The organism is Halobacillus andaensis (assembly GCF_014636475.1).
Taxonomy (GTDB): Bacteria; Bacillota; Bacilli; order Bacillales; family Halobacillaceae; genus Halobacillus_A; species Halobacillus_A andaensis.
Genome location: NZ_BMEL01000008.1, coordinates 1 through 25,082 on the forward strand (window position 1 = coordinate 1; position 25,082 = coordinate 25,082).

Here is a 25,082-nt window from a genome sequence, read left to right on the forward strand (position 1 = left end):
CATGGACTATGGCCTTCCCAAAAAATATATGGAGCTAAAAGTAGTTTATATAATATCGCCAATGGAGAAACCATTGAACAGGTTGAAAAGAAGAAAAAATCTAAAATTTAGTAAGCGAATGATTACTTCTTTCCTTTAACCGTTCAGTCATCAGCCATCGATCGTTGCAGCGTAAAAGTGTTTTCCTCCCTTTGCTGGTCATTCATAATGGACTTTTCCATTCGTTCGCTTCTTTCCACAACTCTTTAAGCATGCTTTTAGAAAAGGGCAGGATAATGGAAGACTCAGTTTCGAGCTATTGACCTAATCCTAGGAAGGGTTTTTTATCTTTTTTGTTGAATTATTGAAGAGTGAGGTTCGTACATAAATTTGGAGATAAGAGATGGAAATTTATCAATTCAATAAGCAAAAGGGAAAGAAAATCACAAAGTTCGATTCAAACTTCATTATGAATCGTATTACCCAGACACAAAAAAGTGCTCATATTGGTGTCATGCATTTAGAAGAGAATATTTAAAAGAAATACAGGTTAAAACAATATAGATTGATTTCAACTCCTCTGCTATAGCTTGTTATGAAAAAGCAGGGTTTAAAAAAGAAGGATTACTAAGGGATTCAAGAAGAATTGGTAACGAATACTGGAGTTTATGGGAAATGCATGCCGTTGAAGAAAAAGGAGTCCAACCCCCTTCGGATGCAGGAAAATTCCAGGGTGTGTGATGAAGAGAGTGAACAAACATGCGACAGGGAAAGAGGTTTGCAGTGTCATCGAGAAATACTTGAAATAAGGGAAAAGGTTCTGTTCCACATTGGAACAGAACCTTTTTTGTGCAATGATCAAAAGTAAATAGGAAAAGGTTTCCACATTAAATTAAGAATGAAGGGCCAAGCTCTCAATTAGAGTTTCCCTTCATATTTTTAATGGATCGTCCCACTTCTATCGTGAAATTAAGGGATTTTTGTTGAATTTTGTCGAACGACTGCAGGTAATATTTTGAAATTATTTTTATTTTCAAAATATTGTTGAAATTACATACAACTCTATGTATAATTCAGTCTAAGAAAGCGTTTCCACATAACTTAATATGTACTACTTTAACTGTTTGTGGAAACGTTTTTATGTTAGTGAGGTGTTCTACAAAAATCGTTTTGAGGGGGTGGGTCTTAAAGGAGGAGGATTGACTATTCGCTTTCATAATAGAGGAGGGACATAACGAATTATGATGAAAAAGAATTCTAGTTTCATTGTTGCGATGATTCCAGCTGGTATTGCACTGAACTGGGTGGCTAACTCCATAGTAGAGATGCTGAAGCTGCCATTGTTTCTGAATAATATCGGAACGGTACTAAATGCCATCGTCTTAGGCCCACTTTGGGGTGCGGCGACCGCTTTGATGACTAACGTAATTTTAGCTCTTATTGTTCGATGGACGTACTTACCTTTTGCTCTTGTCGGAATATTTGTCGCTTTTTTAGCCTACTTCTTCTATAAAAAAGGGTGGTTTAAGAAAGCTTGGAAAGTCATGACGGCAGGTGCTGTGACGGGGATCTTAGCTTCAGCCGTGGCCACCGTCATTTCGGTGTATGCTTTTGGCGGATTTTCTGGACATACCGTGGATGTATTGACCGCAGGATTGATCGCTTCTGGGCAGGAAATTTTCAACGCCGCTTTTGTTGCGAACATTCCGGGAACGGTCGCTGACAAATTATTGACGTTCTACATCGTATGGATGATTCTTAAAATCTTCCCGATCCGATTCCTTCCAAATGCCAAAGACATCAGAGAAAAAATCGGAATTGCCCCGAAGAATAGTGCAGGCAAAAAGAAAACGGCATAAAAAAGAACATCAATACAACTGGATCTGGGAAATCGCATTGTATGATGCTCCAATTACTTACTTGTAAGGATATAGAAAAAGAGAGCAGAAATCAAAAGTTATGACTTGGTTGAATGTGTGGAAAAGGATCGAATCCGTTTTTTAACCTATTGGGTCCTTTTCCAACTATAAAGAGGAGGAGTGGCCGTTGGATTTGCGCAGAGATGCTTTGGAACTCCATCAAAAATACCGTGGAAAACTTAGTGTGGAAGTGAAGGTACCAGTGGAAAGTAAGGAAGACTTGAGCTTAGTTTATTCCCCTGGAGTCGCAGAACCTTGTAAGGAAATCCATGAGAATGAAGACGCCATCTACGATTATACCATTAGAGGAAATCTAGTTGGCGTCGTCACAAATGGAACCGCGGTTTTAGGGCTTGGTGATATAGGGGCTGGGGCTTCCTACCCTGTGATGGAAGGCAAAGCTGCATTATTTAAGCTATTTGCTGACGTAGATGCCTTTCCGATCTGTATTGACCGTAAAGATCCTGATGCATTCATTGATGCTGTGAAGGCGTTAGAAACGACCTTTGGAGGAATAAACCTCGAAGATATTTCCGCCCCCAACTGCTTTTACATTGAAGAAAAATTGAAAAATGATCTTCAAATCCCTGTTTTTCATGATGACCAGCACGGGACGGCCATCGTGACTGCAGCCGGTTTGATCAATGCTTTGAAAGTCGTTCAAAAGAAATTAGAGCATGTGAAAGTCATCATCAATGGAGCCGGAGCAGCGGGGATCGCTGTTGTCAAACTGCTCGTGAATATGGGAGTCGGGGAGATCATCCTTTGTGATTCAAAAGGTGCGATCTACGAAGGCCGTCATTATCGGATGAATCCTCTAAAAGAAGAGGTCGCTGCCATGACCAATGAAACAAGGGTGACAGGAGAGTTATCAGAGGTTTTGGAAGAGGCGGATGTCTTTATCGGCGTTTCTGTTGCAGGAGCTTTTACCAAGGAAATGGTGGCTTCAATGAATCGTGACCCTGTAATTTTTGCAATGGCTAATCCCATACCAGAAATCATGCCAGAGGAAGCCGAAAAGGCCGGTGTCGCAGTGATGGGGACAGGGAGATCTGATTTTCCGAATCAAATCAATAATGTATTAGCATTTCCAGGAATTTTCAAAGGTGCCTTGAGTGTTTCGGCAAAAGAAATCAATGAAGAGATGAAGGTTGCTGCTGTGGAAGCCATTGCTTCTTTAGTAGATCACGAACGATTGAGTAAAGATTATGTCATACCTGACCCATTAGACGACCGTGTCGTCGATCAAGTGTCAAGAGCTGTAGCGGATGCTGCCATCCAGAGCGGCGTAGCCAGAAAGACTAAAATGACGGATAAAGTGGAGGTTAAACGATGAAATTTTTGCGTTTTACGATCGAAGGGGAGAAGAAAACAGGGGTACTTGAAGATGGACGGGTGAAAGAAATTTCAGGGGATATCTTTAAAGCCTGGGGGTATACAGGTGAAACCTATTCAACAGAAGAAATCGAATGGTTGGTTCCATTAGAGCCGAATCAAGTGATAGGGATCGGAGCGAATTTTGTAGCAGAGGTAGACGACCTGCCGGAAGAAGGACCCGATATGCCGGTTTTCTTTTTCAAGCCGAACAGCTCTGTCATTGGTCCCTCTGACGCTATTCAAATCCCTGAAACCGTCGATGAAGTAAAGTTTGAGTCCGAACTGGCTGTTGTTATTGGGAAAAAAGCGAGTGGACTAACAGAAGAGGAAGTCTTGGATCATATTTTCGGTTATACCATTGGGAATGATGTGACGGCTCCTCAATATTTCCATGAGAACGGTCATTGGACGCTGGGTAAATCATTCGATACGTTCACGCCTCTAGGGCCAGTCGTAGAAACAGAGTTTGACCATACGAAGGCCGTTGTAGAAGCTTATCATAACGGTGAGAGAAAGCAGAGCAGTTCTACAAAATTAATGATCGTCACAATAGAACGGATGATTTCGTATTTGAGCAATGTGATGACACTACAACCTGGGGATCTCATTCTTACAGGGAGTCCGGTTGGAGCAGAGTTTTTGAAAGAGAATGATGAAATCGAATGCCGGATCGAAGAGATCGGTTCTCTTAGGAACCCGGTAAGTAAGGCGAAGCAGAAGACAACCGTTTCCTAAGTCTCTTTCAACTCATTTATAAAAACGTTTCCACATCTCTAACAAGAAATAAATATCTTTATTTTCTGAAAATTATTGAAATACACCCTTCCTTTCCCGTATAATAGACACAATTAGAAAGCGTTTGCATGCGATGCTGTAAGAGGTTGAAGCTGATTTTTTATCTCTTTGCATAAAAACGTTTCCATAACGATAGGAAGTGGTGACAATGACTACGATCAAAGATGTAGCTAAAGCGGCAAACGTATCCATCTCCACGGTTTCGAGAGTGTTGAATAATAGTGGATACTGCAGCGGGAGCACGAGGGAAAAAGTGTATAAAGCGGTAGAAGAACTAAAGTTTCAGAAGAGCATGGTTGCAACGGCCATGATTAAGAAAAAAACCTCGACCCTCGGGTTGATCATTCCAGATATTAAAAACATCTTCTATGGAGAATTGACGCGGGCCATCGAGGATCAGGCTCATCAACATGGCTTTAACGTGATCTTATGTAATACGGACAATGATTTGGAAAAAGAAGCGGAATACCTGAATTTCCTGTTGAGAAAAGGCATTGATGGCATCATTTTTTCCACACCTGAAGTGAATGATAGGAACATCAAAGAGGTCATGAAGAACCGGCCCGATCTCCCTATGATTTTATTAGGAAGCCAAGTGGAAAACGTCAAGTTAGATGAAGTCCTCGTGGATAACTTTGAAGGAGGCTATCAAGCCACCGAGCACCTTTTAGAGTATGGGCATCAGAGGATTGGCTATATTGGTGGCCAGAAAGATTCTTATGCCACAGTTGAAAGGTATAAAGGTTATTGTAAAGCGCTTGAAGATCATAGTCTTCAACCCACAGATCATTATGTGCGGTTGGATGAATTCAAAATCCATAGCGGGTACCACAAAGGGAAAGAATTGTTGGCCCTTCCTGACCGGCCCACAGCCATCTTCGCAGGAAATGATGCCATTGCGGTCGGGGTTTACAAGGCAGCAAGGGAACTGGACATTTCTATTCCGGATGAACTTTCTGTCATCGGTTTTGACGACTCTCAATTCGCGGAAATTGTGGCTCCTGAATTGACGACGATCCGCACCCCGACGGCGGATATGGGAGAGAAGACCGTGGAATTGGTTGTCAAAATCATAACGGAAGGAAAGAATTTCAAGGAAACGATTACCTTTCAGCCGACGCTGATCGAACGGGGATCAACAACAGTGTTAAATGATAACCACCTCGTACAGAAATACCCATCCTAACTTTATGAAGGAGGAAAAAGCGTGAATAGTTTGTACCTGCCCAAAGATAGTTTGATTCACAGCTTGGACCCAAGGACGAAGATGATTTTTGTAGCATTTGTCGTTGCCAGTTCATTTATTATGAATGACCCGGCCCTCCAGCTCTTATTGTTGGTTGCTCTTTTCCCGCTCGTCGTTATAGCGAAACTCGTAAAGCCCTATTTGATTTCCATTCAATTCCTGCTGCTCTTTGCTGTCCTCATCATGACCGTTCATGGAATCTATAATCCGATAGGTGTCACACCAGTATTTGAAATTTTTGGCGGCTTGACTTTTAAGTATGAGTCTATGGTTTATGCGTCTGTGATGTCTTTCAGAATTCTGGTTATCGGTACAGGTGCTGTTCTCTTCGTCATGACGACCCACCCATCTGACATGGCTTCAGCACTTGTGAAATGGAAAGTCCCTCATTCTTTTGCGTTTATCTTATTATCAACCTTCCAGATCATCCCGATCATCGCCCGTGAAGCGAAAATCGTCATGGAAGCCCAGCAGGCGAGATGTCTCGATGTGAAAGGAAACATTATTCAACGTGTGAAGAATTTAGTCCCCATGTTTGCTCCATTGTTCATCATTACATTTATGAAAGTGCACCAACTCTCTTACGTTCTTGAATGCAGAGCCTTTAGTAGAAAAGGAAACAAAACAAGCCTCCGCGAGACGAATATCGGATCCCTCGATTATTCTTTCCTCCTTGGGATGCTTGCTGTACTGGTCTTTGAAATTTACTTGAAGTTGTTCATGATGGGATCCTTGCAATGGACAACAGACGCTCTATTAACCTATTCCCTTATTGGAACTTGGGTCGTATGCGGGCTTATGCTCATTAAGTTCCTGGTCAAACGAGTCCAAGGGAAATTCGGAGGTGTGAATTGATGCCTGAACAAGCGATCGAAGTCAAAAATCTCACATTTGAGTACCCTGATACGGAAGAACCCGTCTTGAAGAACATCAACTTTTCCATCGACTATGGTGAAATCCTCGGCATCATCGGTCCTACAGGTGCTGGAAAATCAACATTAGCCATGTGTGTGAATGGCCTTGTGCCTCAAGTGATCCAAGGAGAGATGGAAGGGGAGATCAAAGTCAAAGGCATGAATGTCCACGAAAGTAATGTGGCTGCAATGTCTGAACATGTCGGCTTTGTTTTTCAGGAACCTGAGAATCAATTGAGCCAGATGACGATTGAAGAAGAAATCGCCTTTGGTATGGGGAACCTGGGCGTCCCGCGGGATGAAATGCTTGTGCGGATTAAAGATGCCCTCTCTCAAGTCGGTCTGGAAGGTTTCGGAGAACGCAGCCCGCTTGCCTTATCCGGAGGGCAGCAACAGCGTCTCGCGATTGCTGCAGTGTTAGCGATGAGACCGACCATCATGATTATGGACGAGCCGACATCCATGCTTGATCCAAAAGGGAAGAATGAAGTCTACGATGTGTTGATGAATCTAAAAGCCTATGGAATGACAGGAATCATCATCGATCATGAGGTAGAGAGAATCGCCGCCTATTGTGATAAGGTCTTAGTTTTGGACGAGGGGGAAGTCCAAATGTTCGGCACGACGGAAGAAGTTTTTACAGAAATCGATCGCTTGCATGAATTGACCTTACACGCCCCGCAAGTGACCGAATTCTTATCACAGTACAACAAAGCGTTCAATGGAGATGCAACGCTTGCCACAACACTCGAAAAAGCTGTTCAATCTTATGAAAGCGCAAACAAATAACGTTTGAGGGGGCAGAAAAGATGCAACCATATATGTCTGTGAAAAATGTCTCGCATGTTTACCCGAACGGTGTGACAGCGATCAAAGATATCAATCTCGATATTTATGAAGGAGAAGTCGTCGCGATTCTTGGCAGTAATGGCTCAGGAAAGACGACGCTCGTGAAGCACTTCAACGGGCTGTTAACCCCGACCAAAGGTGAAATCACCGTAGGTGGGTTAAACACGAAGAAGGAGAAAATATCCAAGCTCTCAAGCTTAGTCGGGTATGTCTTCCAAAATCCGAATCACCAGACGTTTCTTCCTTCAGTGAGGAAAGAGTTGGAATATGGCTGTACCAATTTGAAAATGTCTGAAAGTGAGATCGAGGAAAGAGTCAACAAAGCCATTGAGCTGTTTGAACTGGAGGACAGCCTCGATGACAATCCATTTGATTTGAATTCAAGTCAGCGGAAAGAGGTAGCGATGGCATCGATCATGGCGGTTTCCCCTAAAGTGATCGTCCTGGATGAACCGACGACGGGGCAGGACCATAAAGGTTGTAAACGTGTCCTCGACTTAGTGAGGATGTTCAAAGATCATGGACACATCGTTGTTTTGATTACCCACGATATGCACCTGATCGGGGAATTGAATTGCCGTACCGTCGTCATGAACCAGAGTAGAAAAATTGCCGATGATCAAGCGGATATCGTTTTTTCCCACAAAGGTGTCATGGAAGAAGCGGGCCTTCAGCCACCGCAAATCACAAGCTTTGCCAATGAGTTATCGAATTTGGATTCAAATAAAACGTACTTAACGATCGATTCCATTCTTTCATGGATCAAAGAAAACAAAGAATACAAAGAGAAGAAAGAGGAGGCTGTTCAAATTGGCTCAGGATCTTAAATGGAAAGCAAAAGCAAATCGACCAGAATCAGCAGATCAATCACAATATCATATTCGGTGCCGTCCTGGTGATGTGGAGAAATATGTATTGCTCCCTGGGGATCCGGAACGTGTGGGACAGATGGCTCAGCTATGGGATGAGAAAGAACATATCGCGACTTACCGTGAACATGTGACCTATACGGGTAAAGTGGGCGGCGTAGGAATTTCCGCCTGCTCGACAGGAGCGGGTGGTCCATCAACGGCCAGTGCTTTGGAAGAGCTCGCAGAAGTAGGGGCGGAAACCTTCCTGCGTGTCGGAACATGTGGGGCGATGCAGGAGGACATCTCACCAGGTGACTTGATCATCTGTGCAGGTGCTGTCCGCTACGATGGGACAAGTGATCAGTATGTCGACCAGAAGTTCCCTGCGATTGCGAATCAGGAAGTGGTGATGGCGACGATCGAGGCCGCTGAGCGACTAGGCGTGACCTATCATGTGGGCATTGGCTACACGGCAGCTTCCTTCTTCTGTGGCCAAGGACGTCCAGGTTTCAATAATTATAACCAGAGCTGGATGCATACGATCATGGATGATATGCAGCGAGCCGGTGTCCTCAACTTCGAAATGGAAGCCGCAACGGTTCTGACCTTGAGTAGTTTATTCAATTTAAGAGCGGGAGCTATTTTTACAGCAGTTGCCAACAGGGTGAAAGATGAATTCGAATATAAAGGGGAAGGCGTGGAACAATCGATCGCTGTGGCGACAGAAGCCATCAAAATCCTGAGCCACTGGGATCAGTTGAAGAAAGAATCAGGGAAGCCTTACTTTTACCCATCCTTATTAACGCAACAAAATAAAGTTGAAGGAGGAAGTGTTCTATGAAAATCGGAATCGTTGGAGGCACAGGTTTTTACAATTTAGTTGACGGCATGAAGGAAGTGCAGGTATCTACAGAATATGGTGATGTCGTTGTCTATGAAGGACAGCATGCAGGAAAAGAAATCTATTTCCTGCCGAGGCACGGGAAATCGCATGACAGCCTTGCCCACCAAATCAATTACCGGGCAAACATGATGGCACTGAAACAGCTCGGTACAGACCATGTGCTTGCGATGTGTGCCGTTGGTTCTTTGAATCCTAATATCCCTGTCGGAGCGCTAGCACTCCTGGATCAATTTATGGATGTCACGACGAAGCGTGTATCGACTTATGATAAATACTCTGTGGAGATCACTCAGCCTTACTGTCCGGACTTGAACGCCACGTTCTTAGAGGCAGCCAAAGAGCTGAATATGGATGTAACACCAAAAGCGAATTACATCTGTGTGGACGGCCCCCGTTACGAAACGGCATTGGAAATTAATATTTATAAGCAATGGGGGATGGATGTTGTCGGCATGACGAATGCGACAGAAGCGATTCTGGCAAGAGAACTGGGTATCGCTTATGCGGTTGTTACGATGTCTACAGACCTCGCGGCAGGAACGACGGACGTTCCGCCAGATCTTGATACACATAAAAATGTGGTCATTGATAACCAGGATAAAATCAGAGACCTTTTCTTGAAAACGATTGAACTTGCGAAAGATGACAAACCATCGATTGCGCACGAAGCTTATGCGAGAGCTTTAAAAGCCCGTGCAGAAAAGCTTGAAAAATTAGAAGCGACGCAGGCATAAGATGAGCGTTGTCATCAGTCAGGCGGAATGGATCGACAGGGAAGGTTCAGTGAGAACGGGGGACCTTTTGATCAAAGAGGGGAAAATCGAGAAAATTTTTCCTTCTGGATCCTACCCCGGCGGCACTGAAATGCAAAAGGTAGATGCCAGCGGGCAGTTGATGATCCCTGGCATGACGAATGCCCATTATCACTCCTATTCCAACTTGCTCAAAGGTACAGAAACCGACCTGCCTTTAGAACTATGGTCCTTATATACAGTTGCCTATGGCCATTCCTTAACAGATGAAGATATCTATTTGGCGGTTCTGCTGGGAGCAGCAGAGATGATCCGTAGTGGGGTGACTTCCTGTTTGGACCACTTCCCGCATATTCCTAGATCGGAAAGCGCATTGGAAGCCTATCTCGAATCGGGAATGCATGTATCCTTTGCTCCTATGATCCACGATGTGCCTGATCATCAATTTCTTCAGTTAGAATTACCGGATGATATAAGAAGGAAAATGGAAGTCCCACCAAGATCGTCAGCAGAAATGAATGATTTCTACAGCAACTTGATCGACAAGTGGCATGGAATAGAGGGCCGGATCCAGCTGACGGTGGGTCCGAATGCCCCCCAAAGGTGTTCCGCTGATGCCTTGGAGTTATGTGATCATCTCAGCAGAACCTATAATCTTCCTATTCATACCCACCTCTTGGAAACGAAAATCCAAAGAGATTATGGGAGGCGCCATTATGGGGAGGGCGGGGTCATTAAACACTTGGATCAAGCCGGCATTCTCGATGACCGCCTCACCGCTGCACATGCAATATGGCTGGATGACTGGGAAACGGACCTTCTCCAGGAGCGTGGTGTATCGATTGTCCATAATCCGGCAAGTAACATGATTTTGGGCAGTGGTAAAGCGCCGGTCTTTGATTATTTACAAAAAGGGTTGCCCGTTGGATTAGGAACCGATGTTTCCAATTGTGGAACCACTCACAGTCTCTTTGAAACGATGAAACTGGCAGCCATGATGCCACGGATGGGCGAAAGGGATCCAGAAAGATGGCCGGACGCCTCAAAAGTTTTTGGAATGGCCACTGTCCACGGGGCGCGTGTACTGGGAAATGAAAATCGAAAAGGTGATATTCAGGAAGGCTTTGACGCCGATCTTGTTTTCCTCAATAAAAACACGACGACATGGGCGAATACTCATGATGCCGTTACCCAACTGGTCTTCCATGAAAATGGTTCTTCCATCGATTCCGTCATGATCCGGGGAGAATGGGTGATGAAAAATAAGGAGATTACATCATTTGATGAGAAACGAGTGATCCAGCGGGTGCAGGAACGAGCAGATACGCTTCGCGAAAACAGTGCAGAAGCTGTTGAATTCGCTGACCTGTTAAGGGTTCATGTGGAAAAGTTTTACCATCATTTTTATAACGGGAGGAATGAAAGATGAGTTATGAATTATTGAAAAAAGAACTGCAGCATGTATCCCATAAGGTTTATCAAAAAGGGTTCACCCAGGCGACAGGTGGAAATATCAGTGTGAGAATTCCAGGGACAGACTATGTGCTTATTAAAAGAAGCGGGGTCAGCCTCGGGGAAGTGAGCAGGGAAGATGCACTCGTTGTCAATATGGACGGAGAGGTCATCGAAGGACAAGGAAAGCCCTCGAAAGAAATCGGTTTTCACCTCGGGGTCTATAAAGTCCGTCCTGACGTTAACGCGGTCGTCCACTGCCATCCCAATTATGCGATTGGATATGCCTGTTTAGGAGAAGAGCTTCCCCTTCCTACCGTGACAGCAAGAAAACTTCTCGGACATGTGCCTGTAGCAGACGTCGCTCCATCAGGGTCCAAAGAGCTTGCTCAACATGTGACGGACGTTTTCACCCAGTACCCGGATATCAAAATTACGCTGATGAAGGATCATGGCGTCTGTTCGGTCGGGACAACCCTTGAAGCGGCTTACAATGTCGTCGATCTTGCAGAAGCAACAGCCAAGCAGGCCTTTATTTTAACTCAATTGCGCGCAGGTGTTCCGGTAACAAACTAAAATGGTGGGGGGATTATTATGACGGATATTCAACAATTGGTGCATCGTTATCAAAAAGAAAACCTCGCTCTTCCGATCTGGTTCGAAGAGGGAACGTTGAAAGTCATCGATCAGACAAAGCTGCCTTTTTCTGAAGAGGTTCTGACATGTGCGACGGTCGAAGAGTTGGGAGAAGCGATCCGTTCCATGCAGATCCGCGGTTCTGGAGCTATCGGCATCTGCGGGGCCTATGGCCTTTACTTAGCGACCCTTGTCTCAGATGGCGATCCAGAATCAGTAAAGGAAGCTGGTGCCTTATTGAAAAGCACACGCCCGACGGCTGTGAACTTGATGAAGACGGTCGATGAAATGACGGCCTCCATCGAGGGGGCAGGGCAGACACTCATCCGTGTGATGGAAGCGAAGGCTGTGGAGATTCTGGAGCGTCAGCTTGCCTTTGAATATGAACTCGGCAGACATGGGGCTGACTTGATCGAGGATGGGGATACGGTTATGACCCACTGTCACTCCGGGGCCCTTGGTGGAGCCGGTTATGGAGGCAGAGCTTTATCTGTGATCCGTACCGCACACGAGCAGGGGAAGAACATCCACGTCATCACTTGTGAAACACGTCCCTATCTGCAGGGGGCGCGTATCACGGCCTATGAACTGAAGAAATTCGGTATTCCCCATACGTTGATCACCGATAACATGTCCGGATTCTGTATGAGTACAGGGCGGATCGATAAGGTTGTTGTAGGATCGGATCGGGTGTCGGCAAACGGTGATTTAGCGAATAAGGTAGGTACGTACATGCATGCGCTGGCCGCTAAAGAACATGACATCCCGTTTTATACAGCAACATCCAGCCATACTATAGATTTCGAAACACCGAGCGGGGCCAATATAGAAGTGGAAATGCGTGATTCCAGCGAAGTCACCCACTTGAAAGGCATCGCGATCGCTCCTGAAGGAACAAATGCACTCTATCCATCCTTTGATATCACGCCGAATGCATTGATAAGCGGAATCATTACCGAAAAAGGCGTGATCACAGCTCCTTACTCAACGAACTTGAGGAAGGTGAATGCCCAAGCAGCGGATAAAGTCTCCCAGTAAGTACGGGAAGGAGGAACTGATATGGTAAAAGAAGCTATTCTCGCATTGGTTGCAGGAATCTTCATTGGCGTCGTTTTTAAATTGATCAAACTTCCTTTACCTGCCCCTCCTGTTCTCGCTGGTGTGCTTGGTGTAGCAGGGGTGTATATCGGCGGTAAAATCATAGAAATGCTTTTTATGAAAGTACAATAATGAAGGATTAAAGGAGGAAGGAGTTATGAGTCAATATGTACGAATAGGAAAACTGAACGTGGACCAGGCCTTGTATGAATTCATTGTTTCTGAAGCTCTTCCGGAGAGTGGTGTGGCGAACGAACAATTTTGGAGTGATTTTGAAGCCCTGTTGGATGAATTGACGCCTGCCAACCGATCGTTGCTGGAAGAACGCGAAGCCATTCAAAACCAGCTGGATACGTGGTACAAGGACCATGCAGCTGGCTATGAATTTGAAGAATACAGAGGGTTTCTCGAGGAAATCGGATACCTTGAACCGAAGGTGGAGGACTTCAAGGTCGCGACGGAAGACGTCGATCACGAAATCGCTCACCAAGCAGGTCCCCAACTAGTTGTCCCTGTAGATAATGCCCGTTATGCTTTGAATGCAGCCAATGCAAGGTTTGGAAGTCTGTATGATGCGTTGTATGGAACAGATGTCATCAGTGAAGAGGATGGAGCGGAGCAGGGTAGCCGTTACAACCCGGTAAGAGGAGAGAAAGTCGTCACTTATGCCAAGGAATTTTTAGATCGGACCGCCCCTTTGACCGCATCCTCCCACAAAGATGTGGTTACATACAAGGTTACGGGGGGAGAACTGAGCGTAACACTTAGCGATGGCTCCGAAAGAACATTGGTTGAGCCTGGGAAGTTCAAAGGTTACCATGGTGTTCCCGAGGACCCTTCCGCTATCCTGCTTGAAAATCACGGGCTGCATGTAGAAATCCAACTGGACCCTAAGCACCCAATTGGAAAAGATGATCCGGCAGGGGTGAAAGATGTTCTGGTTGAATCTGCGACAACGACGATCATGGACTGTGAGGACTCCGTCGCAGCCGTCGATGCAGAGGATAAGGTGCTTGTCTATCGAAATTTGCTCGGGCTCATGAAAGGGGACTTGACCGCTTCTTTTAACAAAGGAGGCAAAGAAGTGGCCCGTCACCTCCAACCTGACCGAAGCTATACCACCCCGGAAGGTGGCGAAAGGCTTCTCAAGGGTCGTTCGCTGATGTTCATCCGTAACGTCGGCCACCTGATGACAACCCCTGCGATTTTGGATAAAAACGGGGAAGAAGTGCCGGAAGGGATCGTCGATGGTGTCGTGACCTCTCTCTTGGGCAAGCATGACCTGCTTCAAAATGGGAAATACCAGAACTCCGTTGAGGGATCCATTTACATCGTCAAACCGAAAATGCACGGTTCAAAAGAAGTGGCTTTTGCGAATACACTCTTCAACAAGGTTGAAGATATGCTCGGACTACAACGTCATACCATTAAAATCGGGGTCATGGATGAAGAACGCCGGACGACCTTGAATTTGAAGAATTGCATTCATGAAGTGAAAGAGCGGGTCGTCTTTATTAATACCGGCTTCCTTGATCGGACAGGGGATGAAATCCATACCTCCATGGAAGCAGGAACGATGATTCGAAAACAAGAAATGAAAACATCCACTTGGCTGCAATCGTATGAACAGTCGAATGTCAACGTAGGACTCGAAACAGGACTGATCGGAAAAGCTCAAATCGGAAAAGGCATGTGGGCGATGCCTGAGTTGATGCATAACATGATGGAGCAAAAAGGGAGTCAGATAAAAGCAGGGGCGAATACAGCCTGGGTACCATCTCCAACGGCAGCCTCCCTCCATGCGCTTCATTACCATGAGATCGATGTGAAAGCGATACAGGAAAAGATACTAGAGAATAACACAGACAACATCGACGACATTCTCCAGGTACCTGTTGCCTCCTCCACCAACTGGAGTGAACAGGAAATCCAGCAAGAACTCGAAAACAATGCTCAGGGAATCCTTGGGTATGTGGTGCGCTGGGTGAACCATGGCGTCGGTTGTTCCAAAGTCCCTGATATCAACAACATCGGCTTGATGGAAGACCGCGCGACACTAAGAATCTCCAGCCAGCATATGTCCAACTGGCTGCATCATGGGATTGTCACGGAAGAACAGGTGGATCAAACCTTGAGAAAGATGGCAAGGGTCGTTGATGAACAAAACGCTCATGATCCGGAGTATAAACCGATGGCTCCCGATTACGATCAATCGATTGCTTACCAGGCGGCGAGAGACCTGATTTTTGAAGGGACCAAGCAGCCGAATGGTTATACAGAACCGATTCTGCACAAGCGGAGAAGAGAGCTGAAGGAGAAAGTTTATATCTAATAAGAAGGAAAAGCTTAAGGCTATTTACAGCCTTAAGCTTTTTTTGTGAATGTGACACTTCCCTCACTCTAAAGAGAGTAAACGACTGTTTTTCCGTGAGGGGAGCATTTTATCATGGCTTTTTGTAAATATTAGAGGTTGAAACAGGAGGTGAAGGAATGAATATAAAAGGACCGATTTTATTAGGCATGTTACTTACATCTGTTTTGAACGGTTGCGCAGGCAACGAACAAAATGAACCGGAAGATGTGAATTACCAACCCACACGCTATGACCAGGACGATCAAAGCAACCGTTTCGATAGGGATAACGGCGAGGATACGAGGCCTGATGTTGATTACCCGATTATCGATAGAGAGGATCAGGAGATCGATTTTGGTGACCGGGAAATTGATCTTGAACGACCTTTTGAAGAAAGAAACAATAACGACAAGAACCGAGAAATGCATGAATAACTGATACAAAGCATCGGTGCACATTTGTAAAAGCCCTGGCCTCTGCCAGGGACTATCTTCTCCTGTTGTATTTAAAAGTAATACCCGTTGTCATTTTTGAGCTCATAAACCTCTACGTCTTCACTGAATTTCACAAGTCTTCCCCTAAGATTCAGCGGCTTCGGCTGAGTTTTTTACGAACATCCATACTTGATCGTTCCGACCTGTTCCCCCAACATTTTTTGCTTATTTTTAGCACGGTCATTATAAAAGGTTGCCATCTATAAACCCCTGGGTATTCTCATTTGCGAGACCTTCATTTACCAGTTTACTTCTAAAGCCGTTGTGATATCATATACATAATCAGAACAAATGTTCGCGATTTTATTAAGGGATGTGATGATGAATGAATGGAGTATTGAGAAGGGCGTTACAGGAGAAGCAAAAACTGGAACTCATCTATATGGCTGACCAAGGGAAGATCTCACAGAGGGTCATTCGCGTTGTATCCATACAAGAGGAAACCGTCCTGGCTTATTGCACCTCCCGAAAAGAAATCAGATAAGGACAAAACTTTTTTCAAAAAAGTGTTTAACACGCTAGTAGAAAGGCTGCATCTATTCCCTGTTCACCAAGTCGGGAAACCGTAAATAAAATGATACGAGGTGAGAACTATGTGCGTTTCCAATCACACATTTGAGATGCAAGCCTATCGCATGTTTGAAAAAATAAACTCGTATTCGATTTACTTGCCGGTTAAACTCATTTACATGGGAAATGAAACCGTAGATTTAATAGCAGAAGAACCCGACTCCTTCAAGCTCATCGATAAAATCGTATTAAAAGATAGTGATGGACGTCTTTATGAAGTTGAACCAAGTGAAAATGGGTTGAAATTTGCTCAAGGTCAACTGACGTATCAAGAATATATAGAGTTTCAGAAAACAGCAAAGAAGAAAGTGATGATTTACCTTTCCTTATTCATAAGCGTCTTTTTGGGAACAGGCTGGGCTTTTATTGAATTATTCATTTAGATTTGTTGGATTGAAAATCACAATTGAAACGGGGAGGTAGATCATCTTATTAAACGAGAAGTACCCAGGGACCCTGAAAAATTAGTGTGTCCAAACGCAGTGCCCCGTTCCGAATTTTTTAAGAAGGGGGTACTGTTTATTATGGTTACATCACTTTAAAGGTGCCGAGCATTCCAGCTTTCTTATGAGCAGGGAGTGGCAAGGCGGAAATAATCCTGACGATTCGTTTGGCACTGAATGCATAGATAACTAGATTGTTTAATCGTTGATCCATGGGGGATGTTTAATATAGTTGTGGGGAGGTTCATATATCGGTGGAAATGTGTATAAATTAATTAAAATGTGCATAACCGTAAGAAAAAAATAATGGAAACAAGGAACCTTCAATTAGGTTTCCTTGTTTCCATTGTGTTTTATTTAGAGGCATCGTTTCCGTCTTCTCTTTTTGTAGTGGGTGAAGGAATAGGGGAGGCTTTCACTTTGTCCTCTAATTTCACTGCCTGCTCCTCAGAAATTTCAATCTCATGACCGGGGGATACGACTTTTCCGTCTTTTACTAAATAATCATTCGCTATAAAAGTTGGCATTTGCCTATACTCTCCCTTATTATGCTCTCCTTAGAAAGGAGTTGCATTTTATATCAATCGTTGACTTGTACGACTTCCTCGTATTTCTGTAAGACGCTATTTGTTTTACCCAATCTACTTCTTCTTGAAACCTGATGTGATCGTTAAAAGGAATTGGCTGGTTTAATAGAGAAGCGATGAAAAGCCAGATAGGCGGCATTCATAAGGGTTAATCCGATTAAACTTGGAATGAACCACATAAATACACTAGGAAGAAACAGCACTACATGATAGATCACCATAAAGCCGAGACCAGCAAATAAAGCTAAATAAAAATACCTTAATCCAAACTGAAAAGCTACTTTTACATATCTCCACACAGGTAAATCAAAGTGTACGATAACCGGGAACAAGAAAGTGACCGTTAAGAAAAATAGAGTTCCTAAAATAATTAATCCAATCACAAATAGAAGCTGAATGACTCCATCTGCCATAAGCATATATTGATAGTTTGTGTACAGGACAGCCGCATAGATTAGCGCTGCATAGCCGAATAAATTGGCTTTTCCGAACTCTTTTTTATAACATGCGATAAAGGTTCGGGATGCAGGCGCATCGAACCCTTCCATGATCCATTTGCGGACCACCGAAAGAAGCGCTGCGCTTGCCGGGAAAAAGCCTAAGACCCCAGCTCCCATTAACGTAAAAACCATCCACATCCCATTAAGGGCGGACACTTTCACAAATATCTCTAACGCTCGGTAGATTCGATCCACGATCTTGTTTCCAGTCATCTTGTTCGATCTCTCCTATCCATTCCTTCACTTATTGCACCGTTTCCTTCAGCAATGAACGGGCTTGTACGATTTCTTTATAACGTTTGGCACTATCCTTCCAATACCGCTTCTGTGTTTCAAAGTCGACATAGATGATGCCAAACCGCTTGTCATATCCAAACGCCCACTCGAAGTTATCGAGCAGGGACCAGAGAAAGTAACCCGCAATATTCATTCCTTCTTCGTTTAAATCATAGACCGCTTGAAGATGATGTTCTACGTAGGCGACTCGTTCATCATCGTGTACGCTGCCATCTACTTCCAATACATCGTCATAAGCTGCTCCATTTTCCGTAATGTAGATCGGCAAGTCTGTGTATTCTTCGCGGAGCCGGTAAATCAACTCTTTAAATTCTTGAGGAGATACATCCCATCCCATGCCTGTCTTTTTATAAGTGGAGTGAGCGGATGTAAATAGAAAATTCTCATTACCCGCATATTTTACAAAAGCTCTCGAATAATAATTAATTCCGAAAAAGTCACACGCAACAGAAATGGTATCTAAATCTCCCTCTTGAATGAAATTAAAATCGTGAACATATTTTGAGAAAAGGTTCATCATATCGACGGGATAGGAGCCTTTAAAAATCGGATCTAAAAACCAGCGATTCGTATAGCCATCTGCATTATTCATGGCGATTTGATCATTGGCTGATGAAGACTCGGCATAGGCAGGCGCCAGATTTAACGTGATTCCAACTGGCGTTGTGGATCCCAGCTTATTTTTCAGAAGCTGGACCGCCTTTCCATGCGATAGAAGGATATGGTGGGCCGCTTTCAATCCCTCTTCAATATTTTGATGCCCCGGCGCGTGATGCCCTTCATGATAACTTAAGAAACTGGCGCACCATGGTTCATTGTGTGTAATCCACGATTCGACATCCGCATCCAGCTGGGTAAAACATGCTTCTGCAAACTCAAGGAACCAATCGACAGATTCACGATTGACCCAGCCTCCTTTTTCATAAGCCCACATCGGGAGATCCCAATGATAGAGGGTAGCCTTCGGTTGAATGCCCGCTGCTCTTAATTCTTTGACAAGGGAACGGTAAAAGTCCATGCCTTCCTCGTTATAAACGCCTTCTTCAGGAAAAATTCTCGGCCAAGCAATAGAGAAGCGATAGGAATCAACGCCAAGCTCTTTAATGATCTGCACATCCTCTTTGTACCTGTTGTAATGGTCGCACGCCACATCTCCATGATCACCATTCCACACATTTCCCGGCGTTTTAGCAAACGTATCCCAAATCGATAAGGATCGTCCCCCTTGATTGCTGGCTCCTTCAATTTGATAGGATGACGTTGCGGTTCCAAAAATAAAATCTTCTTTAAATCTAGCCAATACATTCACTCCTCAATATTTTATTCTTTGACGGCTCCAGCTGAAATACTAGTAATAATATATTTTGATAGGAATAAGAAAGCGATCATGATCGGTACGACAGAAATCGCAATTCCTAAATACATAGCTCCCAGGTTCTGCGCGACTTGAGATCCGCGAAGGGCACCCAGCATAACGGGTAATGTATACTTTTCCGGGCTGAACAAAACGACTAACGGCAAAATGTAATTGTTCCATGATCCGATAAAAGTGAAAATCGCCATCGTGGCTACCGCAGGCATTAAGATCGGCAGTCCGATTTTATGAAATAGTGTCAGTTCTTTCGCTCCATCGATACGCGCCGCTTCCAGTAAAGACGGGTGCATCGTCGTAGCTAAGTACTGGCGAAGGAAAAATACAATAAATGGTGATGCGATAGGGGGGATAATTAATGGAACATAGGTGTCAAGAAACCCCATCGTTTGAATCAAATCATAGAAACCGATTAATCCAAGCTGACCCGGCACCATCATTAAGATCAGCATAAGAATGAATAGAGCATTTCGTCCTTTAAAGTTATAAACGGCAAATCCAAAAGCTGTTAAAGCGCTAAAATAAGAGCTTAATAACGTAACAGCGACAGCAATGACTAAGCTATTCGCAAATCCGCGCCATAAATTCATGTACTGGATTAAGATGTCATAGTTCTCCATCAAGGCGCCGCCCGGCAATAACGTAAAACCATTTTGAAGGATGTCGCCGTTTGAACGAGTCGCATTGACGATCATCATATAAAAAGGAATAAAGCTGATGATGACCAGTAAGATTAATAAGGTATAGAAAATACCTTTCACGACTTTATCTTTTTTCATGATCTTCACCCTTCCTTTACATTCTTGCGGTACATAGATTTAAACATGATGAGAGAGAACAACACGGTAATTAAGAACAGCCCGTAAGCCACCGCCGCTGCATATCCATAATTATTAAACTTGAACGCCTGGTTATATAAGTACAGCACCATCGTATTAAGTGAACCTTCTGGTGCGCCCATTCCATCTGTGATCAGCATTGGCAGGTCAAAAATCTGCAAACCTCCAATGAGCGATGTGATTAAGACATACAGCATGATAGGCTTTAATAACGGTAAGGTTACGTTCGACAATATTTGCCAGCGACTGGCCCCATCAATTAAGGCCGCTTCGAAATAATCTTTCGAAATCCCTGAAACGCCAGCCATCAAAATAATAAACGTATGGCCAAACCACATCCAGGCTCCAATTAAACCTACGGACCATCTGGCTGTCGTAGGATCGTTCAGCCAGTTGATAGGCTGTGATATAATCCCTAAATCAAGCAGCAGATGATTAATGGTTCCGTGATGCCAGCCTAATAGAATCCCAAACAATAGAGCTACAGAAGCAATGGTGATGAGGTTGGGAAGATAAAAGGCAGCCCTGAAGAACCCGAGTCCTTTCATTTTTAAACGAATATCAGAAAACAGAACCGTTAATAACAAAGCAATTCCGAGCTGAAACCCAAAGTTAATGCCCCATATGTACATCGTGTTATAAAAGGCACTGAAGAAGTAAGGATCTGTCACCAGCCGTGCATAGTTGGCCAGACCGATAAATTCCGGATCTCCCATACCTGTATAACTTGTGAAACTGTAATAGAAGGTTAAGAGAATGGGATAAATCGTAAAGGTTATAAAGATTAAAAAGAACGGAATGATAAAAAAGTAGCCATGATAATCAATTTTTTTCATCTTACTCATCTTCCCTCCCTATGAAAAGGCTCTGTTGAATGAGGCTGATGGAGGGTGAGAGAATTTCTGCGGCCATACAGGGCGGCAGACTAAAGTAGGCTTGCACTAAAAGCCTGTTCCCTTGAAACGACTCTCTATGTATGAAAATGGAACCCCCAGCCAGTATCCCCACAGTTTATCAACACAAAGCTTTGACAGAGCCTATTAAAAAGGGGACAGTACTTCTGCCCCCATGCTGATTACTGATTTGGCACCTTGATTTGTGGATAAGCATTTTGAACTAAATTGTAGAATTCATCAATGGCTTCTTCTTTTGTCTTCGTACCTTCAACATATTCTCCTACCGCATTGCCAAACATCGTATCGATTTGCTGATCATACCTTGTGACAATATTGGAATCTATGGACTTCGCTTCCTCCAGGAAGAATGTATAATTATTCTGGCCGTCGAGGAAATCTTCACTGAACTCTGATTTAATTTCTTCCGTTACGGGTAAGTAGGACAACACGTCTCCAGTTTCCATCGCCCAATCGGTTAAGAATTCTTTATCATGAGTCATCATTTTCACAAATTCCCAGGCAAGATCTTTCTTATCTGAATCTTTGTAAATACCGAGCCACGTTCCACCGGAGAAATAAGAGTTAGGGCCATTTGTTACTGCCCAATCGCCAGCAGTTTCTTCTACGTTTGTCTTTAATACACTATGAAGACCCCATGTTGGAAGCGCATAACCAAATACTTCAACTTCATCTTCTGCTTTGGTTTCCTTTTCATCTACTTCATCCCAACCGGCATTATAACTGACCGGGCCATCCATAGCTTCAAACCAGGCTGGAGACCACTCTGGCGCAAATGCCGTCATATCTTTTTCCCGCAGTTCTTTTGCATAATCAAAGTGATTCATTCGTCCATCTGTCATAATAAGTTCATCATTCTCATTTACCCATGGCTGAGGGTCTTGTCCTTGAGAGAACCATCGAACGGCGCCTTCATCCGGGAATAGACGGTATCCAGCTGACTTGAGTTCTTCTCCAACTTCAAACATTCCATCCATCGTAGACATGCGTTCCCCAATTTCTTCAGGATCGTCAGTTCCAAGCACTTTTTCAGCAATACTCCTGCGGTAGTAAATTCCCCCTGGAGTTGTCTGCCATGAGAGGGCTTTAACCGTTCCTTCAGAGTCACGCCCCAGATCAAAAACATAATCTACAAAGTCATCTTCAATGTCTTCTACGTTATAAGGTTCTTGAGACAGGTCTTCCCAGTAGTCTTGTTCTACCCATTCTTTAATAAAAGCCAGTTCCCCCGTGAAGACATCCGGAGCTTCCGTACCGCTTTCTAAAACCGGCTTTAAGCGGGTAGGATAATCTTCAATCGGAATGATCGTCAATTCTACCTCTACGTCATGAACTTCTTTAAATACCTCAATCGGTTCTTCTAACTCATCGGTGAATGACCAAATTGTCAGCGTATCTTCTGAACTTCCTGACGCTTCTTCACTATTGTTCGAACAAGCAGACAGCGTTCCCACCCCTAGCAGTGATACTACAAACAGCAGCAACCATTTCTTCATACTGCACCCCACATTATTCAATTTTTTGGTTCCCTTGAACCACTTTCCCAAAGCGCTTTCGAAAGAGCATGAACCACTACCTTGCGAAAGCGCTTTCGGTGTCCCAAAATAATAATACCACTATTTTTTGAATTGCGAAAGCGGTTTCGTAAAAAAATTCTGAAAATTATCAAAAAAATCTACAAAAGCATTCAAGAAATGGCTTTTGTAGACTCACGCACAATGAGTTTGACAGGGATCGTAACCGCTGCATACTCATTACTTCTCGTATTAATTTGTTGAATAAGCACTTCTGAAGCTTTTTTTCCGATTAAGTCTGTGTCCTGGTGAATGGTTGTTAGGGTGGGGGTAATATGCTGCCCGACCTCTATATCATCAAAGCCAACGATGGATAGATCATCCGGAACCGTGATCCCTGATTCCTTACACGCTTTTAGCGCACCGAGTGCCATATTATCTCCAGCAACAAAGACGGCTGTCGGTCGATGCTCATTTAGTTGAAGCAGTTCTTTCATGGCAAGATATCCTCCATCTACTGAGAAAAAACCGCCGTCCACAATATAAGAAGAGGGGATCGAAAGACTATGTTTTTCCATAGCAGCACGAAAACCTCGTAAACGTTCAAGCCCGGCATACGTCGTATCATGGCCTTTGATGTGGGCGATGTTGCGATGACCCAATTCAACAAGGTGATCAACGGCAAGCATGCTGCCTCGGAAATTATCACTATACACGACACTCGATTGATCACTATGCAAATCCACTACAACGGTCGGAAAAGGAGATTCGATCAGCTGTTGGACCTCTTTATCTTTATGATCAGAGCACATAATAATAATGCCATCCACTCCACGGTGGGACGCATGATCCAGGTAACTTTTTTCTTCTCCGCCAACGTTTCGACTCAGGAAAATAATATCATATCCCTGAGCTTCCGCATTCTGCTTGAAGCTCTCGATCACAGCACTGAAAAACGGGTGCTTCATACCAATGCCGAGATCTTCAACAAAAATCACACCGAGTGTCCACGACTTTTTCGTTGTTAACGACCTCGCGCTTGAATTAGGGTAATAGCCCATTTCCGTAACCGCGTCTAAAATAATCTTCTTCGTCGTTTTACTGACATCTGTGTAATTATTTAAGGCGCGTGAAACCGTAGTGATGGAAAACCCTGTCTTTTTGGCAATATCATAAATCGTGGTCATGACCTATTTCCCCCTTTAGCGAAAACGCTTTCGATTTAAGTATACTGTATCTTTTATAAGTTTAGCAATTTAATAATCTGGTCAAAATTTCAATAGGTCATTCTGTCTAAGGGGTAAGATGTCACGACTGCCAGTAAAAAGAAGAGGGCTGTTACTGTTTTTCAAACCATTCCCACTGTTCTTCGTTTAATGTCCATTTCGCGATGTAATCTACTTTCTGCTTACTTTCAATTCCAGTAAAAATAGGAGGCAGCAGACATTGGCCCTGCTGCCTTCTGGTGCTGTTTATTTTAACGTTTTTATAGAATGAGCTGGCTTACAATAAACGTGATAAGTAAAACGCCAATTCCTGCTGCGCGCACTCCATAAAGTTCTCGTTCTGAAAACTCATCCCCGTTCATACTTCTCCAGCTGGGATAGAAAAAGCCGATCACTGGTGCAGCGATTAATCCGATGGTCATTAAGATGACAGCGAGGACTTCCATGATCGTCATCCTTTCAAGGGAGAAAGTGATCAGTCTTAAACCTTTTTGTTCAATCCGTAGGTAATGGTGCGATAAACTCCTCAGAGATACGTTAAGCATGGGGCATTAATGACCATCAACCATAGGCAAATAAACGTAATCATGAATAAAACGGCAGAAAAATTAACGAGGGGGAGGGCTGGTCACTAGCAAGACTCCTTTGATGCCTAGCTTTTGTTTCTTATGCCCTTTCTTAAAAAGACGTAAACGATAGAATAGAACGGTTAGTTAAGTTTTAAGCATTGAGTTTAGTTTTCCACTTTGAAATAATTGGTCTTAGGGAGGGAACGACTAGAGTAATTACATAAACAAGGGCTGATAATGAATGAAAAAAATTCTTTTCGTAACAATACTGATTTTGATTCTTTGTGCTGGCGGTATGCTTGGGTATATAAATTATAAAAAAAGCAGTACCGAAACGCGTGTGATTAAATATTTAAAAACAGAAGAAAATGTGTCAGAAGAAAAGATCGATTCTACTGAACCATTTCTGGCTAATCTGCCAGGTGATCGGAATTTCATGGTGAGTGTAAGTTTAAAAGGGGATCAAAACTTATATTATTATTATGAAAATGAAGACAATCAAATCGTTTTAGAATCTTATACCGATGAGAATGGGTATGAGCATGTACATAACGCCAAGTAGTCACTAACTTTAATTGAAGACTACAGATAAACGAATAACCAAAGAAATTGTCCGGGTATCCTCATTCACT

26 protein-coding genes and 1 pseudogene are annotated in these 25,082 nt (G+C 43.7%); 19 read left to right on the plus strand and 8 right to left on the minus strand.

From position 1 onward, the window contains the following. Positions 1-546: 546 nt before the first annotated feature. The 18 genes and pseudogenes from IEV27_RS19940 to IEV27_RS19620 form a co-directional block, all read left to right on the plus strand. A pseudogene (locus tag IEV27_RS19940) lies at positions 547-720 on the plus strand (GNAT family N-acetyltransferase); the annotation flags it as partial. 500 nt (positions 721-1,220) lie between these two features. Next, positions 1,221-1,838, plus strand: coding sequence for an ECF transporter S component family protein (locus IEV27_RS19540; protein WP_188379194.1), 618 nt, complete (start codon positions 1,221-1,223; stop codon positions 1,836-1,838). Between the two features lie 187 nt (positions 1,839-2,025). Continuing rightward, positions 2,026-3,234, plus strand: a complete 1,209-nt coding sequence (locus tag IEV27_RS19545; RefSeq protein WP_188379195.1) for an NAD(P)-dependent malic enzyme — start codon at positions 2,026-2,028, stop codon at positions 3,232-3,234. Further along, on the plus strand, positions 3,231-4,010 hold the full coding sequence (locus tag IEV27_RS19550) for a fumarylacetoacetate hydrolase family protein (protein ID WP_188379196.1): 780 nt from the start codon (positions 3,231-3,233) through the stop codon (positions 4,008-4,010). The genes IEV27_RS19545 and IEV27_RS19550 overlap by 4 nt, the downstream gene beginning before the upstream one ends. A 208-nt stretch (positions 4,011-4,218) precedes the next feature. Further along, positions 4,219-5,256 (plus strand): LacI family DNA-binding transcriptional regulator, encoded by a 1,038-nt coding sequence (locus tag IEV27_RS19555; protein WP_188379197.1) that lies wholly within the window; start codon positions 4,219-4,221, stop codon positions 5,254-5,256. Positions 5,257-5,277: 21 nt separating this feature from the next. Further along, entirely contained in the window at positions 5,278-6,171 is an 894-nt protein-coding gene (locus IEV27_RS19560; RefSeq protein ID WP_188379198.1) for an energy-coupling factor transporter transmembrane component T family protein, read from the plus strand. Next, positions 6,171-7,019, plus strand: coding sequence for an energy-coupling factor ABC transporter ATP-binding protein (locus tag IEV27_RS19565; protein WP_209488448.1), 849 nt, complete (start codon positions 6,171-6,173; stop codon positions 7,017-7,019). The genes IEV27_RS19560 and IEV27_RS19565 overlap by 1 nt, the downstream gene beginning before the upstream one ends. Before the next feature lie 20 nt (positions 7,020-7,039). Beyond that, positions 7,040-7,906 carry an energy-coupling factor ABC transporter ATP-binding protein gene (locus IEV27_RS19570; protein ID WP_188379200.1) on the plus strand — a complete coding sequence of 289 codons (867 nt, stop codon included), beginning with the start codon at positions 7,040-7,042 and terminating at the stop codon, positions 7,904-7,906. Further along, positions 7,890-8,771 (plus strand): nucleoside phosphorylase, encoded by an 882-nt coding sequence (locus IEV27_RS19575; protein WP_188379201.1) that lies wholly within the window; start codon positions 7,890-7,892, stop codon positions 8,769-8,771. Before IEV27_RS19570 ends, IEV27_RS19575 begins: the two co-directional genes overlap by 17 nt. Then, on the plus strand, positions 8,768-9,568 hold the full coding sequence (locus IEV27_RS19580) for an MTAP family purine nucleoside phosphorylase (RefSeq protein ID WP_188379202.1): 801 nt from the start codon (positions 8,768-8,770) through the stop codon (positions 9,566-9,568). The genes IEV27_RS19575 and IEV27_RS19580 overlap by 4 nt, the downstream gene beginning before the upstream one ends. A 49-nt stretch (positions 9,569-9,617) precedes the next feature. Next, complete coding sequence (locus IEV27_RS19585; protein WP_188379203.1) at positions 9,618-11,015, plus strand: amidohydrolase family protein; 1,398 nt, start codon at positions 9,618-9,620, stop codon at positions 11,013-11,015. Beyond that, positions 11,012-11,614, plus strand: coding sequence for a class II aldolase/adducin family protein (locus tag IEV27_RS19590; protein WP_188379204.1), 603 nt, complete (start codon positions 11,012-11,014; stop codon positions 11,612-11,614). The genes IEV27_RS19585 and IEV27_RS19590 overlap by 4 nt, the downstream gene beginning before the upstream one ends. Before the next feature lie 39 nt (positions 11,615-11,653). Further along, positions 11,654-12,712: an S-methyl-5-thioribose-1-phosphate isomerase gene (gene mtnA, locus IEV27_RS19595; protein ID WP_229735433.1), complete on the plus strand. Its 1,059-nt coding sequence runs from the start codon at positions 11,654-11,656 to the stop codon at positions 12,710-12,712. Between the two features lie 21 nt (positions 12,713-12,733). Further along, entirely contained in the window at positions 12,734-12,904 is a 171-nt protein-coding gene (locus tag IEV27_RS19600) for a DUF1427 family protein (protein ID WP_188379206.1), read from the plus strand. Between the two features lie 25 nt (positions 12,905-12,929). Next, on the plus strand, positions 12,930-15,104 hold the full coding sequence (locus tag IEV27_RS19605; RefSeq protein ID WP_188379207.1) for a malate synthase G: 2,175 nt from the start codon (positions 12,930-12,932) through the stop codon (positions 15,102-15,104). A gap of 158 nt (positions 15,105-15,262) precedes the next feature. Continuing rightward, the gene (locus IEV27_RS19610) at positions 15,263-15,559 is read left to right on the plus strand and encodes a hypothetical protein (protein ID WP_188379208.1); all 297 of its coding nucleotides are present in this window, start codon (positions 15,263-15,265) and stop codon (positions 15,557-15,559) included. 385 nt (positions 15,560-15,944) lie between these two features. Continuing rightward, positions 15,945-16,103 (plus strand): hypothetical protein, encoded by a 159-nt coding sequence (locus IEV27_RS19615; RefSeq protein WP_188379209.1) that lies wholly within the window; start codon positions 15,945-15,947, stop codon positions 16,101-16,103. 109 nt (positions 16,104-16,212) lie between these two features. After that, the gene (locus IEV27_RS19620; RefSeq protein ID WP_188379210.1) at positions 16,213-16,572 is read left to right on the plus strand and encodes a hypothetical protein; all 360 of its coding nucleotides are present in this window, start codon (positions 16,213-16,215) and stop codon (positions 16,570-16,572) included. A 413-nt stretch (positions 16,573-16,985) separates the two neighbouring features. Here the strand turns inward: IEV27_RS19620 and IEV27_RS19625 are convergent, their stop codons facing one another. The 8 genes from IEV27_RS19625 to IEV27_RS19660 all read right to left on the minus strand — a co-directional run bounded on the left by IEV27_RS19625 (position 16,986) and on the right by IEV27_RS19660 (position 24,327). Then, entirely contained in the window at positions 16,986-17,159 is a 174-nt protein-coding gene (locus tag IEV27_RS19625; RefSeq protein ID WP_188379211.1) for a hypothetical protein, read from the minus strand. Between the two features lie 143 nt (positions 17,160-17,302). Beyond that, positions 17,303-17,932, minus strand: a complete 630-nt coding sequence (locus IEV27_RS19630) for a YesL family protein (protein ID WP_188379212.1) — start codon at positions 17,930-17,932, stop codon at positions 17,303-17,305. Between the two features lie 31 nt (positions 17,933-17,963). Further along, complete coding sequence (locus IEV27_RS19635) at positions 17,964-19,316, minus strand: GH1 family beta-glucosidase (RefSeq protein ID WP_188379213.1); 1,353 nt, start codon at positions 19,314-19,316, stop codon at positions 17,964-17,966. A gap of 20 nt (positions 19,317-19,336) precedes the next feature. After that, on the minus strand, positions 19,337-20,167 hold the full coding sequence (locus tag IEV27_RS19640; protein WP_188379214.1) for a carbohydrate ABC transporter permease: 831 nt from the start codon (positions 20,165-20,167) through the stop codon (positions 19,337-19,339). Between the two features lie 5 nt (positions 20,168-20,172). Next, positions 20,173-21,063: a carbohydrate ABC transporter permease gene (locus IEV27_RS19645; RefSeq protein WP_188379224.1), complete on the minus strand. Its 891-nt coding sequence runs from the start codon at positions 21,061-21,063 to the stop codon at positions 20,173-20,175. Between the two features lie 239 nt (positions 21,064-21,302). Beyond that, positions 21,303-22,637, minus strand: a complete 1,335-nt coding sequence (locus IEV27_RS19650) for an ABC transporter substrate-binding protein (RefSeq protein WP_188379215.1) — start codon at positions 22,635-22,637, stop codon at positions 21,303-21,305. Positions 22,638-22,828: 191 nt separating this feature from the next. Continuing rightward, on the minus strand, positions 22,829-23,842 hold the full coding sequence (locus tag IEV27_RS19655) for a LacI family DNA-binding transcriptional regulator (protein WP_188379216.1): 1,014 nt from the start codon (positions 23,840-23,842) through the stop codon (positions 22,829-22,831). 299 nt (positions 23,843-24,141) lie between these two features. Next, positions 24,142-24,327, minus strand: coding sequence for a hypothetical protein (locus IEV27_RS19660; protein ID WP_188379217.1), 186 nt, complete (start codon positions 24,325-24,327; stop codon positions 24,142-24,144). 364 nt (positions 24,328-24,691) lie between these two features. On the opposite strand from IEV27_RS19660, the gene IEV27_RS19665 reads away from it, so the two are divergent. Continuing rightward, complete coding sequence (locus IEV27_RS19665; RefSeq protein ID WP_188379218.1) at positions 24,692-25,012, plus strand: DUF3139 domain-containing protein; 321 nt, start codon at positions 24,692-24,694, stop codon at positions 25,010-25,012. Positions 25,013-25,082: the final 70 nt, after the last annotated feature.